The sequence below is a fragment of the Streptomyces sp. NPDC049627 genome, assembly GCF_044465645.1.
In the GTDB taxonomy this organism is placed as follows: domain Bacteria; phylum Actinomycetota; class Actinomycetes; order Streptomycetales; family Streptomycetaceae; genus Streptomyces.
Map to the genome: position 1 here is coordinate 286,306 of NZ_JBITLW010000012.1, position 18,864 is coordinate 305,169.

An 18,864-nucleotide genomic window follows, 5' to 3' on the forward strand; every position below is an offset into this window, starting at 1 on the left:
ACCATGCGCGTACTCCTGACCGGACACCAGGGCTACCTGGGCACCGTGATGGCCCCGGTCCTCAAGGCCGCCGGACACGAGGTCGTCGGCCTCGACTCCGGCCTGTTCGCCGACTGCGTCCTCGGCCCGACGCCCGCCGACCCGCGGGGGCACCGGGTGGACCTGCGCGACGTCACGGCCGAGCACGTGGCCGGGGTCGACGCCGTGATCCACCTGGCCGCGCTCTCCAACGACCCGCTGGGCTCGCTGGCGCCGGAACTCACCTACGACATCAACCACCACGCGTCCGTACGGCTGGCCCGGCTGGCCCACGACGCCGGAGTGCGGCGCTTCCTGTACGCGTCCACCTGCTCGGTCTACGGCGCCGCCGGCGGCGACGACCTGGTGGCCGAGGACGCCCCCCTGCGCCCGGTGACGCCGTACGCGGAGTCCAAGGTGCGGGTCGAGGACGACCTGCACGAGCTGGCCGACGAAGACTTCACCCCGGTGTTCATGCGCAACGCCACCGCCTTCGGCTACTCGCCCCGGCTGCGCGCCGACATCGTGCTGAACAACCTGGTCGGCCACGCGCTGTTGTCCGGCCAGGTGCTGGTGATGTCCGACGGCACGCCCTGGCGCCCGCTGGTGCACGCCGTCGACATCGCACGGGCCTTCACGGCCGCGCTGACCGCGCCGCGGGAAGCGGTCCACGACCGGGCGTTCAACATCGGCAGCGAGTTCAACAACGTCACGGTCGCCGAGATCGCCGAGCAGGTCGCCGAGGCGGTACCCGGCTCCGAGGTCGTGATCACCGGGGAGACCGGTGCCGACCCGCGGTCGTACCGGGTGGACTTCTCCCGGTTCCGCGCCGCGATCCCCGGCTTCGACTGCGAGTGGACGGTGAAGCAGGGCGCCCTCGACCTCGCCGACGCCTACCGGAAACACGGGCTGACCCAGGAGGACTTCGACCGGCGCTTCACCCGCCTCGCCGTGCTGCGCGCGGCCTCCGACGCCGGCACCGTCGACGACACCCTGCGGTGGCGCGGATGACCGCGGCCGGCGAACAGCCGACGACCTCGACCGGCGACGAGATGTACGCGCTGGTCGAGCGGCTGTACCCGCTGTGCCGCAGCATCACCGGCGACGGTGTGCGCGCCACCCTGGACATCGTCGGGGAGTACATCCCGCTGCAGGTGCACGAGGTGCCGACCGGGACGCAGGTGCTCGACTGGACGGTGCCGCAGGAGTGGAACATCCGCGACGCGTACATCGCCGACGCCGACGGCCACCGGGTCGTCGACTTCGCCGCGTCCAGTCTCCACGTGCTCGGCTACAGCGTGCCGGTGTCGGCGACCATGCCACTGGCCGAGCTGCGTGAACACCTGCACACCCTGCCGGACCACCCGTCCTGGGTGCCGTACCGCACCAGCTACTACAAGCCGGAATGGGGGTTCTGCCTGGCCCAGGACACCCTGGACGCGATGCCGGACGGCGACTACGAGGTCCTCATCGACTCCACGCTCGCCGACGGCCACCTCACCTACGCCGAGCACGTGGTCCCGGGGCAGGTGCCCGACGAGGTGATCGTCTCCTGCCACGTCTGCCACCCGTCACTGGCCAACGACAACATGGCCGGCGTGGCGGTGGCGACGTTCCTGGCCCGGGCGCTGGCCGAGCAAACCCCGTACTACACCTACCGGTTCATCTTCGCGCCCGGCACCATCGGGGCGATCACCTGGCTGGCCCGCAACGCGGAGCGGGTGGAGCGGGTCAAGCACGGCCTGGTGCTGGCCTGTGCCGGGGACCCGGGCTCGCTGACGTACAAGCAGAGCAGGCGCGGCGACGCGGAGATCGACCGGGTGATGCAGCACGTGCTGACCGCATCCGAACGCCCGCACCGCGTCGCCGAGTTCACGCCGTACGGCTACGACGAGCGGCAGTACTGCTCCCCCGGTTTCAATCTCGGCGTGGGCTCGCTCACCCGGACCCCGTACGCGGGCTACCCCGAGTACCACACGTCGGCGGACAACCTGGACTTCGTCTCCCCGGAGGCGATGGCGGACACGCTCGCGGTCTGCCGCGAGGCGTTCGCCGTGCTCGACCGCAACCGGCGGTATCTCAACCTCAGCCCCTACGGCGAACCACAGCTCGGCCGACGCGGTTTGTACGACGCGCTCGGTGGCCGCAGCGACACCAAACAGGCCCAGATGGCCATGCTCTGGGTGCTCAACCTCTCCGACGGCGAGCACAGTCTGCTGGACATCGCCGAACGGTCCGGGCTGCCGTTCGACACCGTCGCCACCGCGGCCGGCGCCCTGCACGGCGCCGGACTGATCAAGGCGTGACGCCGATGACCACCGAGAAGGAGAATCCGCGGACGACGGCGCCGCCGGCCGGATCCGCCAAGCGGGCCCTCGCCGGCCGGCTGTCCTGGGGGCTCGCCGACCAGGCGGCCTCCAGCATCAGCAACTTCGCGGTGGGCATCTACGTGGCCCGCTCGCTGGGCGTGACCGCGTTCGGCGTGTTCAGCCTCGCCTGGGTGACCTACGGCGTGGTGCTCAACGTCTCCCGCGGGCTGGCCACCGACCCGCTCACGGTGCGCTTCAGCGGCGTGCCGGAGGCGTCCTGGCGCGGGGCGGTGGCCCGGTCGACGGGTACCGCGCTCGGCGTCGGTGCCGTCATCGGCGCGGTGTCCCTGGTGGTCGGGCTCGGCCTCGGCGGCCGTGTGGGGCCCGCGTTCGCCTGCCTCGGCGTCATGATGCCGGGACTGCTGCTCCAGGACGCCTGGCGGTTCTCGTTCTTCGCCGCCGGCGCCGGGCGGAAGGCGTTCGTCAACGACGTCGTGTGGGGTCTCGCGCTCGTCCCCGCCATGGTCGTGGCGGCCCGTGTGGGCACCGTGGCCGCTTTCGTGCTCGCCTGGGGCGCGTCTGCCACGGTGGCGGCGGCATACGGCTACGTCCAGTCCGGCATCCGGCCCCGGGTGACCGAGGCGCGTGGGTGGCTCCGCGAGCAGCGCGATCTCGGCTACCGGTATCTGGTCGAGAACGTCAGTCTCAGCGGCGCGAGCCAGCTGCGGGCGTACGGGCTCGGCGCGATCGTCGGGGTCGGCGCGGTGGGCGCGGTGCGGGGCGCCGAGCTCCTGATGGGCCCGTTCCTCGCCGTACTGATGGGCCTGTCGCTGGTCACCGTCCCCGAGGCGGCACGGGTGCTGCGCCAGGCCCCGCACCGGCTCGGCAGGTTCTGCCTCCTGCTGGGCGGCGGGCAGGCCGCCGCCGCGCTGCTGTGGGGCGGGCCGCTGCTGCTGATGCCGGACCGGCTCGGCCGGTTCGTGCTCGGCGACGTCTGGCACTCCGCCTCTCAGCTCATCGTGCCGATCACCCTCGGCGTCGCGGGCGCCGGCCTCGGCACCGGCGCGGCGGCCGGACTGCGTGCGCTCGGCGCGGCCCGGCGCAGCCTGCGCTGCCAGCTGTTCGCCTCCGTCTGTTACGTCGGCGGCGGGCTCGGCGGAGCGGCCCTCGCCGGCACGGTCGGCTCGGCCTGGGGCGTCGCCGCCGCGACCGTCGGCGGCTCGGCGGTGTGGTGGCTGCACCTGCGGTCCGCCCTGCGCGAGCGCGGGCACAACTCCGTTCCCGAAGTGAGGACTTCATGACCGACCGACCCAGGCTGAGCATCGGCCTGCCCGTGTACAACGGCGAGGAGTACCTCGCCGAGTCGCTCGACGCCCTGCTCGGCCAGACCTACGAGGACTTCGAGCTGGTCATCTCCGACAACGCCTCGACCGACGGGACCCAGGACATCTGCCGGAAGTACGCCGCGCAGGACTCACGCATCCGGTACCTCCGCCTGTCCCGGAACATCGGCGCCACACCGAACCACAACCGTGTGCTCGACGAGGCTCGCGGCGAGCTGTTCAAGTGGGCCTCGCACGACGACCTCTACGGCCGCGACCTGCTGCGGCGGTGCGTCGAGGCGCTGGACGAGCGGCCGGACGTCATCCTCGCCCACACCGACCAGGCGGTCATCGACGGCGACGGCCAGGTGAAGGTCCCCTACGAGTACACGCTCGCCACCGACTCGCCGCACGCTCCGGACCGCTTCCGCAGTCTGCTGTTCGAGCCCGGGGGCGACGACTTCTACGGGGTGATGCGGACCGACGTGCTGCGCCGGGTGAAGCCGATGGACAGCTACCATCACGCGGACCGCACCTACGTCGCCGAGATCACCCTGCACGGGCGCTTCCACCAGGTGCCGGAGCTGCTGTACTTCCGCCGCGACCACCCCACCCGCGCCGAGCGGGCGAACCCGTCCAAGCGCTCCCGGTGCGTCAACCTGGACCCGCGTCGGGCGGGCCTGCTGCATCCGACGCCCCGGCTGCTGGCCGAGTACGTCTGGGGCTTCGCCTCGGCGATCCGGCGGGCGCCGCTGTCCGCGGCCGACCAGCGGGCGTGCTTCCGCCATCTGGCCGCGTGGATGACCAGCCGGGTCCGGCCGGGCGCCGGCGAGCGGGTCGAGGACCGCGCTCCGGTCGATCCGGCCAAGCTCACCGTCTCCGTGGACGCCCTCGTCGCGGGCCGTGAGGGGCGGCGGGCATGAAGACGGCGACACGTGTGGGGGTGTTCGGCCTCCTCGGCTCCGGCAACCTCGGCAACGACGGGTCGCTCGAGGCCGTGCTCGGGTACCTGCGCGCCGAGCACCCGGAGGCCGCCGTGGACGCGCTGTGCGGCGGGCCCGAGGCCGTCACGGCCCGGTTCGGCATCCCCGCGACGCGGCTGCACTGGTACCGCGGGGAGTACCGGACCGCGTCGCGTGCCGGCGCGATCGCAGGGAAGGGCCTCGGCAAACTCGTCGACGTCTTCCGCACGGCCGCCTGGGTGCGCCGACACGACGTGGTGATCGTGCCGGGCATGGGCGTCCTGGAGGCGACGCTGCCGCTGCGGCCGTGGGGCTTCCCGTACTCACTGTTCCTGCTCTGCGCGAGCGGCCGGCTGCTCGGCACCCCGGTCGCGCTGGTCGGCGTCGGCGCCGCCGAGATCGGCAACCGGCCGACCCGGGCCCTGGTGCGCTGGTCGGCGCGGCTGGCCGCGTACCGGTCCTACCGGGATGCCCAGTCCCGCGACGCGATGCGGGCGATGGGCGTGGACACCGCGCGCGACGAGGTCTACCCGGACCTGGCCCTCGCCCTGCCGGCGCCTGCCCGGCCGACGAACGCCCCCTCGGGCCCGCCGGGTCGAGTCTGCGTCGGCGTCATGGACTTCCACGGCGGCAACGACGACCGAGCCCGGGCCGAGGAGATATACCGGCGCTACCTCGACGGGACGATCCGGTTCGTCCGTGCGCTGGTCGAGGAGGGCAGGCCGGTCCGGCTGCTCACCGGCGACCAGTGCGACGCGCCGGTGGTCGCCGCGATCCTCGACGCGGTGAACTCGCCGCTGGTCACCGCTGCCGAGGCGGTCTCGCTGGCCGACCTGATGAAGGAGACGTCGGCTGCCGACACCGTGGTGGCGATCCGGTACCACAACCTGATCTGCGCGCTGAAGGCCGGCACACCGACGCTCGCGGTCAGCTATGCGGCGAAGAGCGACGCGCTGATGGACCGGATGGGCCTCGGCGCGTTCTGCCACCCGGCTCGCGAGGTCGACGCCGACCGGCTGCTGGAGCAGTTCCGGGAGCTGGAGAAGCGCTCGGCGGAGCTGAGGCAGACCCTCACCGAGCGGAACCGGACCGCCGCCCGGCAACTCAAGGAGCAGTTCACGGCCTTGACCGCGGCCCTGTTCCCGGCCACCGACCACCCCCACACCCTGCGGAAGGCTCCATGAAAGCGACCGAAGTGCCGGAGATCGCCGGCGCGTACCTGTTCGAGCCGACGCCGTACGCCGACGAACGCGGCTTCTTCTGCCGCACCTTCGACGCGGACGTGGTCCGCTCGGTGGGCCTCGACCCGAACGCCTTCGTCCAGGACAGCGTGTCCCGCTCGGTCCGGGGCGTGCTGCGCGGCCTGCACCTGCGCTCCGGCGCCGGCGAGGCCAAGCTGGTGAGGTGCTCGTACGGGCAGATCTTCGACGTGGTCGTGGACCTGCGCCCGGACTCGCCGACGTACCTGGGCCGCGCCTTCTTCGAGCTGTCCGGCGAGACACAGGCGACCCTGTACATCCCGGCGGGGTGCGCGCACGGCTTCCAGTCGCTCACCGAGACCGCCGACACCTCGTACCGGATCGACCGCCCGCACGATCCGGCCGAGGACGTGACGATCGCCCACGACGACCCGGAGCTCGCCATTCCCTGGCCGCTGCCGGTCACATCGATGTCCCAGCGGGACCGGGAGGCGCCGAGCCTCGCCGAGGTCCTGAAGCAGAAGGAGAGCTGAGGCCGGCGTGGACACCGAACACACCGAGAACACCGAGGAGTTCGCCCTTTCCCGGTCGCGGACGGCGAACGAGCGGCTGCACGCGTTGGTCCCCGGAGGCGCGCACACCTACGCCAAGGGCGACGACCAGTACCCCGAGAACCTGGCCCCGGTCATCAGCCACGGCCGCGGTGCCCATGTATGGGACGTCGACGGCAACCGCTACATCGAGTACGGCTCCGGCCTGCGGTCGGTCAGCCTCGGCCACGCCCACCCCCGCGTGACCGAGGCGGTGCGGCGCGAACTCGACCGCGGCAGCAACTTCGTCCGGCCGTCCATCGTGGAGGTCGAGGCCGCGGAACGCTTCCTGGCGACGGTCCCGACCGCCGAGATGGTGAAGTTCGCGAAGAACGGCTCCGACGCCACCACGGCCGCGGTACGCCTCGCCCGCGCGGCCACCGGGCGCCCGCGGGTGGCCCTCTGCGCCGACCACCCGTTCTTCTCCACCGACGACTGGTTCATCGGCACCACGCCGATGTCCGCCGGCATCCCGGCGGCGACCACCGACCTCACCGTGGCGTTCCCCTACGGCGACCTGGCCGCCACGGAGGAGCTCCTCACCCGGTACCAGGACGAGGTCGCCTGCCTGATCCTCGAACCCGCCACCCACACCGAGCCGCCGCCCGGGTACCTCGCCGGTCTGCGCGAGCTGGCCGACCGGCACGGCTGCGTCCTGATCTTCGACGAGATGATCACCGGCTTCCGCTGGTCCGAGGCGGGTGCCCAGGGCCTGTACGGCGTCGTCCCCGACCTCTCCACGTTCGGCAAGGCGCTGGGCAACGGGTTCGCCGTCTCCGCGCTGGCCGGGCGCCGCGAGCTGATGGAGCGGGGCGGACTGCGGCACTCCGGGGACCGGGTGTTCCTGCTCTCCACCACGCACGGCGCGGAAACGCACTCCTTGGCCGCCGCGATGGCCGTGCAGGCCACCTACGTCGAGGAGGGCGTCACCGCACGGCTGCACGCCCTGGGCGAGCGGTTGGCCACCGGTGTCCGGGACGCCGCGGCGAGCATGGGCGTCGGCGACCACGTCGTCGTACGGGGCCGGGCCAGCAACCTGGTCTTCGCCACCCTCGACGAGAACGGGCAGCCCTCGCAGGAGTACCGGACCCTGTTCCTGCGGCGGCTCCTCGCGGGCGGGGTGCTGGCCCCGTCGTTCGTGGTGAGCAGCGCGCTCAGCGACGCCGACATCGACCACACCGTCGACGTGGTGGCTCAGGCGTGTGCGGTGTACCGGAAGGCACTGGACGCCGCCGACCCGACGCCCTGGCTGGGCGGACGACCGGTGAAGCCCGTGTTCCGCCGCTCGGCGTGAGGTGACGTGACGTCAGCGACCCTCTGCCCGACCGGCGTCGGCCGTCCGATCGTCCCTCCGGTCAACCAGCCGGTCGGCCGTCCGGTCGACCAGCCAAGCGGTCGCCGGTATCACCGCCAGCGCGGTGCACCAGCCGCCGAGGACGTCGGTCGGGTAGTGGGCGCCCAGGGCGACCTGCGCCCAGCCCATGGCAGCGCCGCCGGCCAGCGCCGCCGCGAGCACGAGTGACAGGCCGGCCGTCCTGCCGAGGCCGAGCCGGCCTGCCGCGAGCAGCGCCCCCATGAGGGCGAGCGCGGTGAGGAAGGCGGTGTGGCCGCTCGGGTAGGACAGGTTGTCGGCGCCGTGGATGGTGCGTCCCACCAGGTGCTTGAGCAGCGTCGCCGTCACCACCGCCATGGCGACGCCGGCCACGATGAACACCGCCGCCCGAGGACGCCGAAGCAGCAGGCAGCCCGTCACGGCGGCCACGACCAGCGCCGCCGCTCCCACGGGCTCCCCCAAGAAGTCCGTGGCCAGAGCGACGTACCGCCACGGCGGCCGCACGCTGTCCGCCGTCGGCCGGACGACCCACCTGTCCACCCTGCCGGGTTCGCCGTGGCCGGCGTACAGCACCCCGAGCAGGACGACCACCAGCGCGGCGAGGGTCGCGGTCAGTCCGAGCCACACGCGCAGCGACGGGGGCAGCACGGCGGGCGCCGACCCGTGGTTGCTGAGATTGCGGACACGCCTGCCGACGCCAACTCCCACCAACGGCCCCCCGTCGTATCCGGCTTGGCCCGCGCGGGAGCCATCAGCCTGTGCATCCCGAACTCGCCGGCCTGTCCGTCCCCCTGGCCGAGGCCGCATCGGAATCAGTCTCTGCCGGCCACCCTAACCAATCGGTGCGTCAGGAGGAGCGGCACGGCTGAACAGGCTCACTGGACGGCGTCGCCGAATGACGCGCCCGCCCGGCGGACCGCGAGGAGCGCCGCGCCGATGTCCGCCGCCGCTCGTGGATCGGACAGGGAGCGGCCCGTCAGTTCCTCGACCCGGCGCAGGCGGTAGCGGACGGTGTTGGGGTGGACGAAGAGACTACGGGCCGCGTCCGTGGCGGAACCGGCTGCGGCATACCAGTGCTCCAGGGTCTCCAGGAGACGGGCACGCTCCGCGGCCGGGAGGTCGAGCAGGGGCTGCAGGACCACCTCGACGAGGTGCGCCGCCTCGGCCGGGGCGGCGGCCAGGACCATGGCCAGCGGGTGGTCGTCGAACCGCGCGACGCCGGGGCCGGTGCCCTGCAGGCCGGCCAGAGCGAGTCGGGCGAAGCGCAGCGCCTGGGGGGTGTCCCGCAGCGAGTGGAAGCACGGGCTGACGCCTACCCGGGCGCCCGCACGGTGCAGGACGCGCAGACAGGTGCTCTCCGCCGTCGCCGTGGGCAGGGCGGCCAAGCCGATCTGCTGGTCGGGCAGCAGCCGCCAGGCGAAGTGGACCTGGGCCTGGCGCAGCGCCGCTTCCGTGCCCGCCAGCGGCTCCTCGCCGGGAGCGTCGGCGGCCGCCGCGACGACCACGTAGGGTCCGCGGTCGGGCAGACCCAGCTCTCGGGCGGCCTCCCACAGCGTGCGGTCGGCGACGACGCCGGCGAACAGCGCCTCCACCAGGGCCGAGCGGCGCGCCTCACGGCGCGACGTCAGCTCGGCGGTCGTCTCCCGGTAGGCCGCCGCCACCGCCTCCGCGTAGCGGCCGAACAGGGCCCAGATCTCCGCGGACTGGGAGACCAGCTGGGCGTCGGTGACCTCGGGACGGTTGCGTGCCTCGGCGAGGATGTCCGTCCACAGGAGCTCGAAGCCGATCCGGTACGCGTGCAGGGTGTCCGCCAGTGGCACGCCCTGCTCGGCGCGGATGCGGCCGGTCTCCCGGGCCGGGCTCGGATCCTGCGCGCCCGCGCGGCCGAGCTGCTTCAGGAGCAGATCCGCGTTGGCGGTGCACGAGCGGCGCAGCGAGTCGAAGGGGATCAGCGACTCGTCCTTGTAGGCGTCGACGTCCGAGCGGATGCGCTGCGCCATCCGCTCGCCCAGTTCCGGCAGCCGCGCATGAAGCGCCGCGATCACCCCTGAGAGGTTCATTCCCGCAGCGTAACGCCCCTTTTTTGTTCTCGGGAACAATCCGGGTGGGCAGACGCTGTCCCGCCGCACATAGGACGTCGCCACGGACCTCTGCACGATGTCGTCAACGTGAACGGCGGATTTCGACGGTGAGTTCGTGGAGGCGGTCATGGCCAATCTGGCTCAGTTCCTGGTGGAGACGGCACGGCGGCAGCCGGAACGCCCCGCGCTGCGGCTGGGGGACCAGGTCACCAGTTACGCGGAGCTCGACGAGCGCAGCGCCCGCGCCGCCGCGCTGCTGCGGGCCGAGGGCGTACGGCCGGGAGACCGGGTCGCTCTGATGCTGCCGAACGTTCCCGAGTTCGTCGTCCTGTACTACGGCGCGCTGCGTGCGGGAGCGGTCGTCGTACCGATGAACCCGCTGCTGAAGACCCGGGAGACCGAGTACCACCTGCGTGACTCGGGCGCACGGATGCTCTTCGAGTGGCACCAGGCGCCGGGCGAGGGCGCGCAGGGCGCGGCCGCCGCCGGAGTGCGGCACATGGCCGTCGAGCCGACCGCCTTCGCGGGCCTGCTGGCCGGTCATGAGCCGCTGCCGGAGGTGAGCGAGCCGGACGGCGAGGACGTGGCCGTGCTGCTGTACACCTCCGGCACCACCGGCCGCCCCAAGGGCGCCACGCTCACCCACACCGGGCTGCGGCACAACACCGAGGTCAACGCGGTCGAGGTGCAGCGGGTGACGGCGCAGGACGTGGTCGTGGGCTGTCTGCCGCTGTTCCACATCTTCGGCCAGATCTGCACGATGAGCGTGACCGTCCGTGCCGGTGCGTCGCTCACCCTGATCCCCCGCTTCGACCCGCAGACCGTGCTCGACGCCATCGCCCGCGACCGGGCGACGATCTTCGAGGGCGTACCGACGATGTACGCCGCGCTGCTCCAGCACCCGTCCGAGGCCGACGTGTCCACGCTGCGGATGTGTGTCTCCGGCGGAGCCTCGCTGCCGGTGGAGATCCTGCACGGCTTCGAGCGTCGCTTCGGCTGCATGATCCTTGAGGGCTTCGGCATGTCCGAGACCAGTCCGGTGGTGACGTTCAACCACCCCGACCGGCCGCGCAAGGCAGGCTCCATCGGCACCCCGATCAAGGACGTGGAGGTACGGCTCCTCGACGACAAGGGCCAGGACGTGGCCCAGGGCGAGATCGGCGAACTGGCCGTCCGCGGGCCGAACGTGATGAAGGGGTACTGGAACCGCCCCGAGGAGACGGCGGCCACCATCCAGGACGGCTGGCTGCGCAGCGGCGACCTCGCGCGCCAGGACGAGGACGGTTACTTCTACATCGTCGACCGCAAGAAGGACATGATCATCCGCGGCGGCTACAACGTCTACCCGCGCGAGATCGAGGAGGTGCTCCACGAGCACCCGGCCGTGGCGCTGGCCGCGGTGGTGGGCGTGGCCGACGCGCACCTGGGCGAGGAGATCGCCGCCGCGGTGGTGCTGCGCCCGAAGGCCCAGGCCACGCCCGACGAGCTGCGGCAGTTCGTCAAGGAGCGGGTGGCGGCGTACAAGTACCCGCGCGAGGTGTGGCTCGTGGACGCACTGCCGACCGGCCCCAGCGGCAAGATCCTCAAGAGGGAGATCAGCGCGCCCGCGGGGTGACGCCGATGTGATCGAGTCGGCCGGGTGACGCGTGGCCATGCCTGATGCGTCCCCGGCACTCGGGCAGCCCTGCCCGGGGGACATGCCGGCGCGGAAAGACGAACGTCAGCAGTCGGAAGAGCTCGGCGCGCTCCTCGACGGACAGCCGGCCCGGGCCGGTCCGGGTCTGCTCCATCCGCTCACGGATCGTCTGGGCGACGAGGATCCGGTCCCCGCCGGAGTCGGCGTCCGGCCCGTGGGCGGCGCGGTAGCGCGGATACGACAGCCGGTCGCACCCGGCCGGGCGGCGGCCGGCCGGTTCCGCCAACGGCACCTTCACCCGCACCGCCGACTCGGGCACCCCGGCGAGCGGTCAACAGCACCGCCGGCGCGACGCTGGGCCACCTCCTTCTCCTGCCGCACCGCCGCACAAGGCGCGCCGTACGGGTGCCGCTATGGCGGCGGCTCCCCCGTCCTGCGCGTCGAGCACCTCAGTGCGAGGGCCGCGATGTCGTCGTCGAGTCGTCCGCCGCTGTGCTGGAGCAGATCCCGGTGCAGCTGGTCGAGCAGCTCGCGGGGCTGCTCCAGGGCCTGCCGTCGCATCCAGTCCGACAGCGGGAAGAACTGTCCCGCGTGGTCCCGGGTCTCCGATACGCCGTCCGTGTAGAGCAGCAACTGGTCCCCCGGGGCGAAGGCGACCATGTCGACCCAGTAGCGGTGGCCGATGAGCGCCGCGAGGTTGAGGGGCGGGGATGCGACGGCGGGCTCCAGGACCCGGACCTTCCCGCAGTGCGCGATCAGCGGCGGGGGGTGCCCGCAGTTGAGAAGGCGTACATGCCCGCCGCCGTACGGGATCTCGGCGAGGAGGGCGGTGGCGAAGTGCTCGGGCTGGTCCGGGACGGGAAACGCGGTGCTGTGGCGCGTGACGGTGGTCTCCAGGCGCTGGATGACGCCCTGCAGGTCGGGCTCGTCGTACGCGGCCTCCCGGAAGCAGCCGATCACCGCCGAGGCCGCCCCCACCGCGGACAGGCCCTTGCCCCGTACGTCGCCGATGAGCAGCCGGACCCCGTGCGGCGTACCGATCGCCTCATAGAAATCGCCGCCGATGCGTGCCTGCTCCTGGGCCGCCAGATACAGCGACTCGATCTCGATGTCGTCGATGCGGCGGGGCAGCGGGCGCAGCAGCACCTTCTGGGCCGCGTCTGCCACGAGCCGGACCTGGAAGAGTATTTCCTCTCGCTGGTGCCGGACATGACTCGCGTAGGCGGCCGCCAAGGTGACCGCGACGATCGCGGCCGAGGTGTACTGCGTCCCCAGGTCGGTGTAGAAGAAACTGAGGACGATCATGGTCAGCAGGCAGAACGCGCCCAGCAGCATCGTGGGGAGCACGGGCCACATCGCGGCGGCGAGCGCGGGCGCGGCGGGCAGCAGCCGGCTGACGGCGATCTCCCTGGGGGTCGCGAACGCCAGGCCGGCGATGAGGACGGTCAGGACCACGGGCGACAGCCGGGCAGCTTCCCATCGGCCGCTGTAGGCGGGGCGACGGCGCCACAGCCGTGCAGACATGATCACAAAATGCATCATATCGGGCTAAGCAGGCATCAAGCACGAAAGGATCACCGAGCTCAGCCCGGCCAGGATCGGTCGGGCCCTGGCCGCTCGGGATCACCGGTGTTAGAAAGGTCGCATGGCGAATCGCTTCGCCCGTTTTCGTCACCTCTCGGTCAAGCACCTGATCAGCAAGAGCACGCGGAGCGTGGCCGGGCAGGTGCTGGTCTTCCAGGTGGCCCTGGTCGTGCTGCTCGTCGCCTGCGCCGTCTTCGCTCTCGTCCTGCAGTCGCAGCGGGACACCAGCGCCGAGGCCAGGCGCCGCTCCACGGCCGTGGCACAGACCTTCGCGCACTCACCAGGCGTCCTGGAGGCACTGCAGACCCCGGATCCGAGCAAGATTCTCCAGCCGCTCACCGAGGCGGCGCGCCGCGCCGCCGGCGTCGACTTCATCGTGGTCATGGACACCAAGGGCATCCGGTACACGCACCCCTTGCCGGACCGGATCGGAAAGCGGTTCGTGGGCGAGATCGGGCCGTCGCTGGCGGGGAAGGTCTACGTGGAGAGCGTCAACGGCCCGCTCGGTCGCGAGGTGCAGTCCACGGTTCCGATCAAGGACAACGACGGCAAGGTGGTGGCCCTCGTCTCGGCCGGGCTGAAGGTCAAGAACGTCGAAAGTCAGGTGGACCGGCAACTACCGATCATCCTGGGTGCCGGGGCCGGAGCGCTCGCGTTGTCCACCGGCGTGACGGCACTGGTGGGCAGACGGCTGCGACGGCAGACGCACCGGATGGGCCCGGAGGAGATGACCCTGATGTACGAGCACCACGACACGGTGCTCCACTCCGTTCGGGAAGGTGTGCTGATCGTGGCCTCCGACGGGCGGCTGATCCTGGCGAACGACGAGGCCAGACGACTGCTGGAGCTGCCCCCGGACGTCGAGGGACGGCTGGTCTCGGACCTGCCGGGCCTCGACCCCGAGACGAAGGCACTGCTCGCCTCCGGACGCGAGGCCACCGATGAGGTGCACCTCGCCGGAGAGCGGCTGCTCGCCGTCAACCAGCGGCCCACGGACCGCAGGGGAGGCCCCAAGGGAACGGTCGTGACGCTGCGTGACTCCACCGAGCTGCAGACGGTGACCGGCCGGGCGGAGGTGGCACGGGAGCGGCTCAGGCTGCTGTACGACGCCGGACTCCGCATCGGTACGAGCCTGGACGTGCTGCGCACCGCCGACGAGTTGGCACGCGTCCCCATCCCTCGTTTCGCGGACTTCGTCACCGTGGACCTGGCCGACGCCGTCCTGCGCGGCGAGGAGCCGGGCCCCACGGCGACGGACATGCGCCGCGCGGCCATGAGCGGCATCCGCGACGACCATCCCCTCTCCGAACTGGGCCGGCTTTTCGACTATCTCCCCGCCACACCCCAGGCGCGCGGCTACGGCAGCGGGCGTTCCCAGTTGGTGAGCGATGTGCCGGCCGCCACGGACTGGCGCGTGCAGGACCCGGAGCGCGCCCAGGCGATCATCGACTACGGCATCCACTCCCTCATCACGGCACCGATCCGGGCCCGTGGCGTCGTGCTGGGCATGGCCAGCTTCTGGCGCGCGCGGGAGCATGAGCCCTTCGACGAGGAGGACCTGTCGCTGGCGGAGGAGCTGGTGGCCCGTGCCGCGATCAGCATCGACAATGCCCGCCGCTACACCCGCGAGCACACCCTGGCCGTCACCCTCCAGCGCAGCCTGCTGCCCCAGGCCATGCCCGAGCAGAGCGCCCTCGACATCGCCTACCGCTACCTCCCCGCCCAGTCGGGCGTGGGCGGGGACTGGTTCGACGTGATCCCCCTGCCGGGGAGCCGCGTGGCTCTGGCCGTCGGCGATGTGGTCGGCCACGGCCTGCACGCCGCCGCCACGATGGGACGGCTGCGGACCGCGGTGCACAACTTCTCCGCCCTCGATCTGCCGCCCGACGAGCTGCTGAGCCATCTGGACGACCTGGTCGGGCGCATCGACCAGAACGAGGCGGCGGAGAGCGCGGCGGGTGTCGTGGGCGCCACCTGCCTGTACGGGATCTACGACCCCGTGACGCGCCGCTACGTCGTGGCGCGTGCCGGGCACCTGGCGCCCGCGCTGGTCCAGCCCGACGGAACCGTCACCTTCCCGGACGTGCCGGCCGGTCCGCCCCTGGGCCTCGGCGGCATGCCGTTCAAGACCGCGGAGCTGTGCCTGGCGGAGGGAACCCAGCTGGTCCTGTACACCGACGGCCTCATCGAGGACCGCCGGCGCGACCTGGATGTGGGACTGGGACTGCTGCGTGACGCGCTGACGGGCCATCCCGGCCGCCCGCCCGAGCAGACCTGCCAGGACGTGCTGGAGGGTCTGCTCCCCGAGCGTCCCAAGGACGACGTCGCCCTGCTCGTCGCCCGCACGCGGGAACTGCCGCCCGACCGCATCGCCGACTGGGACGTGCCGTCGGACCCGTCCGCCGTCGCGGGGATGCGCGACGCCGTGTCCCGACAGCTCGAGGCGTGGGACCTGTCGGAGCTCGGCTTCACCATGGAGCTGATCCTGAGCGAGCTCATCACCAACGCCATCCGCTACGGCGCCGGGCCGATCCACGTACGGCTGATCCGCGACCGTACGCTGATCTGCGAGGTCGCCGACGCCAGCAGCACCTCACCGCATCTGCGGTACGCCGCGACGACGGACGAGGGCGGCCGGGGCCTGTTCCTGGTGTCGCAGATGGCTGAGCGCTGGGGCACCCGGTACACACCGCAGGGCAAGGTGATCTGGGCCGAACAGGCCCTGCCCGAGGTCATCGACCGCCGTTGAGTTCGCCGAGATCGTCGCCGCGCCGTGGCGGGAGGACCTGCTGCTCCAGGTGTCCCGCACTCCCGAACTCGCACACCTCTCCGAAACACTGTTCGGCGCCGTACTCCTCGAACCGCTCCACCTCCGTGAACCCCAGCTTCGCCGCGAGGCGCATCGCGCGGTCGTTGGCGGTCCGGGTGCAGAGCACCACCGGCTCTCCGGGAAGCGCGTCGGCGAACCAGCCGAGGGCCGCTGCGCACGCCTCGGCGGCGTACCCGCGTCCCCACACCTCCGGCAGGAACAGGTAACCGAGCTCGGCCTCCCCGCCATCCGGACGGACCTGCCCCGGGCGCTCGGCGTCGCGCCGGTCGAGCGTGACCATGCCGATCATCGCTCCGTCGAGGTCGACCACGAACACGCCGGGGCGCCGCCCGGGCACCTCGGGCACCGCACGTTCGAGCTCGTCGCGCGGCCGAGAGCCACCGATGTAGGTGCCCACCTCCGGCGACGCGAACAGCCCGATGAACGCGGCACGGTCCCGGGCCTCGGACTCGCGCAGCACGAGCCGTTCGGTCCTGATCGGGGCAGGCGGCCAGGCCACGGTTCCGAGTTCAGCCATGGCGGGCAAGCTATCTCACACCCGCCGACCGACCGCCGGCCGGGCCCGCACAGCCCGGCCACCGGTGCTGCGCAGGCGCCGTAGCCGCGCCTACGGCGCCATCTCGTACGCGCCGGACAGTGCCTCGACCCGCTGCCAGACCCGCTCCGTGCGCGACTCGTCGACGACCGGCCGGCGGACCGCACCCAGCGCCCACTCCTGCTGCTGTTCGGTCGCCGAGTCCTTGCCGTGCAGTTCGACGGCGTGGGCGGAGAAATCCCGCACGAGGACGGCGAAGAGTTCGTCGAGCACGTCCTCGTCGAGTCCGGCCAGTGCGGCCTGCTCCAGGACGAGCTGCGCGTGCACGACGAGGGCGAAGAGCTGACCGACCGCGAGGAGGAGGTCGAGGTCGCGGCTCTGCTCCGCGTCGGGGGCGGCCGTCGCGACGAACTCGCAGAGCGCGTCGGCCTGTTCGCGGAAGCGGGTCACGTTGGGCAGGTGCGCGTACGCGTCGAAGGCGGGCCGCCAGTCGTGGAAGCGGACGGAGCCGAGTCCGCGGGCCGGTCCCTGGCGGAACAGGAAGTCGTCGTCGGCCGCGTCGAGGCGGGTCGGTACGGCGGGGTGGTCGACCGGGTCGAGGAGGTGGCTGCGCATGAACTTGAGGATCAGCGCGAGGTTGACATGGACCGTGCCTTCGAGCTTCGGAAGGCCGCGGATCTCCACGGCCGCCTGGGCGAAGTAGTTGTCCTTCTCGAAGCCCTTGGCCGCGAGGACGTCCCACATCAGGTCGATGACCTTCTCGCCCTCCGTGGTCACCTTCATCTTCGTCATCGGGTTGAAGAGCAGGTAGCGGCGGTCGTCGGGGCCGGCGCAGCGGAAGTAGTCGACAGCGCGGTCGCTGAAGTACTTCATGCCGACGAGCCTGACGTACGCGTCGGTCAACTCGCGCCGCACATGCGGGAAGGCGGTGACGGGGCGGCCGTAGAGGATGCGGTTGTGGGCGTGGGTGACGGCCTCGTACATGGCGTGCTCGCAGATGCCGATCGAGGCGGTGCACAGGTTGAACTTGCCGACGTTGACGGTGTTGAGCGCGGCGTCGAAGGCGGCGCGGCCGGTGTGCAGGACGTCCTCGGCCGCCACCGGGTAGTCCTCCAGGCGGAACTCACTCACGAACTTGGAGGAGTCGACGACGTTCTTGATCAGGTGGTAGGCCGGGTGACGGCTGTCGGCGGCGAAGAACACGTAGCCGTCGGGGCCCTCGACATCGGTACGGCGGCCGAAGACGGAGACGAGTCCCGCGGCGTTGCCGTTGCCGATGTAGTACTTGGAGCCGGTGGCGCGGAAGCCCCCGTTGCCGTCGGGTTCGAGCAGCATGTCGGTGGAGTAGATGTCGGCGCCGTGGGCCTTCTCGGAGAGGCCGAAGGCGAACACCTCCCCCTGGGCGAGGAGTTCGGCGGCGCGGGCGCGGGCCGCGGCGTTGTCGCTCTGCCAGACCGGGCCGAGGCCGAGGATCGTGACCTGCCAGGCGTACCAGTAGTCCAGGCCGTAGAAGCCGAGGATCTCGTTGAGCGCGGCGATGCGGGCGGTGTCCCACCTCTTGTCCGGTTCCCCCTCCCCCGCGGCGGACGACGGCGTCAGGAAGGTGGCGAACAGGTTCTCCTTCGCCGCGAAGGCCAGGAAGTCGCCGAGCCACGCGCGGGTCCGGTAGTCCTCGATCAGCCGCCTCTTCCCGCGCTCCTCGAACCAGTCGACGGTGGCACGCAGCAGGCGGCGCGTTTCGGGGTCGAAGTGTGCGGGGTCGTACGTGCGCGGGTTGAACAGCAGCTGGTCAGCCATGGTGAGGACGCCTTTCGGCTGGTTGAGGGGTGGGAATCGGGAGGTCCGACGGCCGGACCGGGAGGGCGGCGCAGGGTTCGGCGCCGGTCAGCGGCCCGGACCGAACCGGCCCAGCGTGACCAGCACGTCGTCCAGCCAGTCGATCATCATCCGCTCGTACGCGATGCCGCCGCGCAGTACGACGTGCTGGAGCTCCCGCTCCGCGTCGAGCGGCGCCTGCGCAGCGGCCGCGCGCGCCTCCGGCCCCGTGAAGTCCCGCGCCTCTCCTGCGAGATAGTGCTCCAGCCGGTCCCGGTGCGCCTGCCGGTGCCGCTCCACCTCGCGGATCAGGGCGGCCGGGTCGTCGAAGGCGGCGCCCCGGATCTTCACGGCGAGGTCGTGGCGGACGCTCTCCGGCTCGATCGGATCATGCAGCCAGGAGGACAGCGCGGCCCGGCCGAGGTCGGCGACGCTGTACTCCTTCTTGTCCGGCCGGCCCTGCTGCGGGACATCCCTGACGTCGATCCAGCCGTCGTTCTCCATGCGCTTGAGCACGCGATAGATCTGCTGGTGGGTCGCGGTCCAGAAGTAGCCGATGGACCGCTCGAAGCGCCGGGCCAGCTCATATCCGGACCCCGGCTTCTCCAAGAGCGACACCAAGATCGCGTGTTCGAGCGCCATGACGCCGA

At 71.9% G+C, this 18,864-nt stretch carries 16 protein-coding genes; 9 read left to right on the forward strand and 7 right to left on the reverse strand.

What is annotated here, in order from left to right:
* Positions 1-3: 3 nt before the first annotated feature.
* Genes ACIBU0_RS31205 through ACIBU0_RS31235 form a run of 7 tightly spaced genes read left to right on the forward strand, consistent with a single transcriptional unit; the run spans position 4 to position 7,694 of the window.
* A complete protein-coding gene (locus ACIBU0_RS31205; protein WP_398825083.1) occupies positions 4-1,029 on the forward strand; it encodes an NAD-dependent epimerase/dehydratase family protein in 1,026 nt (341 codons plus the stop codon).
* Positions 1,026-2,324 (forward strand): DUF4910 domain-containing protein, encoded by a 1,299-nt coding sequence (locus ACIBU0_RS31210; RefSeq protein ID WP_398825085.1) that lies wholly within the window; start codon positions 1,026-1,028, stop codon positions 2,322-2,324. The genes ACIBU0_RS31205 and ACIBU0_RS31210 overlap by 4 nt, the downstream gene beginning before the upstream one ends.
* Before the next feature lie 5 nt (positions 2,325-2,329).
* Positions 2,330-3,628 carry a hypothetical protein gene (locus tag ACIBU0_RS31215; protein WP_398825087.1) on the forward strand — a complete coding sequence of 433 codons (1,299 nt, stop codon included), beginning with the start codon at positions 2,330-2,332 and terminating at the stop codon, positions 3,626-3,628.
* Positions 3,625-4,572 carry a glycosyltransferase family 2 protein gene (locus tag ACIBU0_RS31220; protein ID WP_398825089.1) on the forward strand — a complete coding sequence of 316 codons (948 nt, stop codon included), beginning with the start codon at positions 3,625-3,627 and terminating at the stop codon, positions 4,570-4,572. The genes ACIBU0_RS31215 and ACIBU0_RS31220 overlap by 4 nt, the downstream gene beginning before the upstream one ends.
* The gene (locus tag ACIBU0_RS31225) at positions 4,569-5,795 is read left to right on the forward strand and encodes a polysaccharide pyruvyl transferase family protein (RefSeq protein ID WP_398825091.1); all 1,227 of its coding nucleotides are present in this window, start codon (positions 4,569-4,571) and stop codon (positions 5,793-5,795) included. Before ACIBU0_RS31220 ends, ACIBU0_RS31225 begins: the two co-directional genes overlap by 4 nt.
* Positions 5,792-6,343, forward strand: coding sequence for a dTDP-4-dehydrorhamnose 3,5-epimerase family protein (locus ACIBU0_RS31230; RefSeq protein ID WP_398825093.1), 552 nt, complete (start codon positions 5,792-5,794; stop codon positions 6,341-6,343). Before ACIBU0_RS31225 ends, ACIBU0_RS31230 begins: the two co-directional genes overlap by 4 nt.
* 7 nt (positions 6,344-6,350) lie before the next feature.
* Positions 6,351-7,694, forward strand: coding sequence for a glutamate-1-semialdehyde 2,1-aminomutase (locus ACIBU0_RS31235; protein ID WP_398825095.1), 1,344 nt, complete (start codon positions 6,351-6,353; stop codon positions 7,692-7,694).
* A gap of 12 nt (positions 7,695-7,706) precedes the next feature.
* On the opposite strand, the gene ACIBU0_RS31240 is transcribed toward ACIBU0_RS31235, so the two are convergent.
* Both ACIBU0_RS31240 and ACIBU0_RS31245 read right to left on the reverse strand, forming a co-directional pair.
* Positions 7,707-8,441: a phosphatase PAP2 family protein gene (locus tag ACIBU0_RS31240; RefSeq protein ID WP_398825097.1), complete on the reverse strand. Its 735-nt coding sequence runs from the start codon at positions 8,439-8,441 to the stop codon at positions 7,707-7,709.
* Positions 8,442-8,608: 167 nt separating this feature from the next.
* Complete coding sequence (locus tag ACIBU0_RS31245; RefSeq protein ID WP_398825249.1) at positions 8,609-9,778, reverse strand: PucR family transcriptional regulator; 1,170 nt, start codon at positions 9,776-9,778, stop codon at positions 8,609-8,611.
* A 163-nt stretch (positions 9,779-9,941) separates the two neighbouring features.
* On the opposite strand from ACIBU0_RS31245, the gene ACIBU0_RS31250 reads away from it, so the two are divergent.
* Positions 9,942-11,429 carry a long-chain fatty acid--CoA ligase gene (locus tag ACIBU0_RS31250; RefSeq protein ID WP_398825099.1) on the forward strand — a complete coding sequence of 496 codons (1,488 nt, stop codon included), beginning with the start codon at positions 9,942-9,944 and terminating at the stop codon, positions 11,427-11,429.
* Here ACIBU0_RS31250 and ACIBU0_RS31255 read toward each other — a convergent pair.
* Together ACIBU0_RS31255 and ACIBU0_RS31260 are read right to left on the reverse strand one after the other, a co-directional pair.
* Positions 11,410-11,769, reverse strand: a complete 360-nt coding sequence (locus ACIBU0_RS31255; protein ID WP_398825101.1) for a hypothetical protein — start codon at positions 11,767-11,769, stop codon at positions 11,410-11,412. The two genes, ACIBU0_RS31250 and ACIBU0_RS31255, sit on opposite strands and share 20 nt — an antisense overlap.
* Before the next feature lie 92 nt (positions 11,770-11,861).
* On the reverse strand, positions 11,862-12,974 hold the full coding sequence (locus tag ACIBU0_RS31260; RefSeq protein ID WP_398825103.1) for a PP2C family protein-serine/threonine phosphatase: 1,113 nt from the start codon (positions 12,972-12,974) through the stop codon (positions 11,862-11,864).
* Positions 12,975-13,095: 121 nt separating this feature from the next.
* Here ACIBU0_RS31260 and ACIBU0_RS31265 point away from each other — a divergent pair, with 121 nt between their 5' ends.
* On the forward strand, positions 13,096-15,783 hold the full coding sequence (locus tag ACIBU0_RS31265) for a SpoIIE family protein phosphatase (protein WP_398825105.1): 2,688 nt from the start codon (positions 13,096-13,098) through the stop codon (positions 15,781-15,783).
* Here ACIBU0_RS31265 and ACIBU0_RS31270 read toward each other — a convergent pair.
* The 3 genes from ACIBU0_RS31270 to ACIBU0_RS31280 form a co-directional block, all read right to left on the reverse strand.
* Positions 15,767-16,381, reverse strand: coding sequence for a GNAT family N-acetyltransferase (locus ACIBU0_RS31270; RefSeq protein WP_398825107.1), 615 nt, complete (start codon positions 16,379-16,381; stop codon positions 15,767-15,769). The genes ACIBU0_RS31265 and ACIBU0_RS31270 overlap by 17 nt on opposite strands.
* Positions 16,382-16,471: 90 nt before the next feature.
* Positions 16,472-18,196 carry an acyl-CoA dehydrogenase family protein gene (locus ACIBU0_RS31275; RefSeq protein WP_398825109.1) on the reverse strand — a complete coding sequence of 575 codons (1,725 nt, stop codon included), beginning with the start codon at positions 18,194-18,196 and terminating at the stop codon, positions 16,472-16,474.
* Positions 18,197-18,283: 87 nt separating this feature from the next.
* Positions 18,284-18,856 (reverse strand): PadR family transcriptional regulator, encoded by a 573-nt coding sequence (locus tag ACIBU0_RS31280; protein ID WP_398825111.1) that lies wholly within the window; start codon positions 18,854-18,856, stop codon positions 18,284-18,286.
* Between the last annotated feature and the right edge of the window lie 8 nt (positions 18,857-18,864).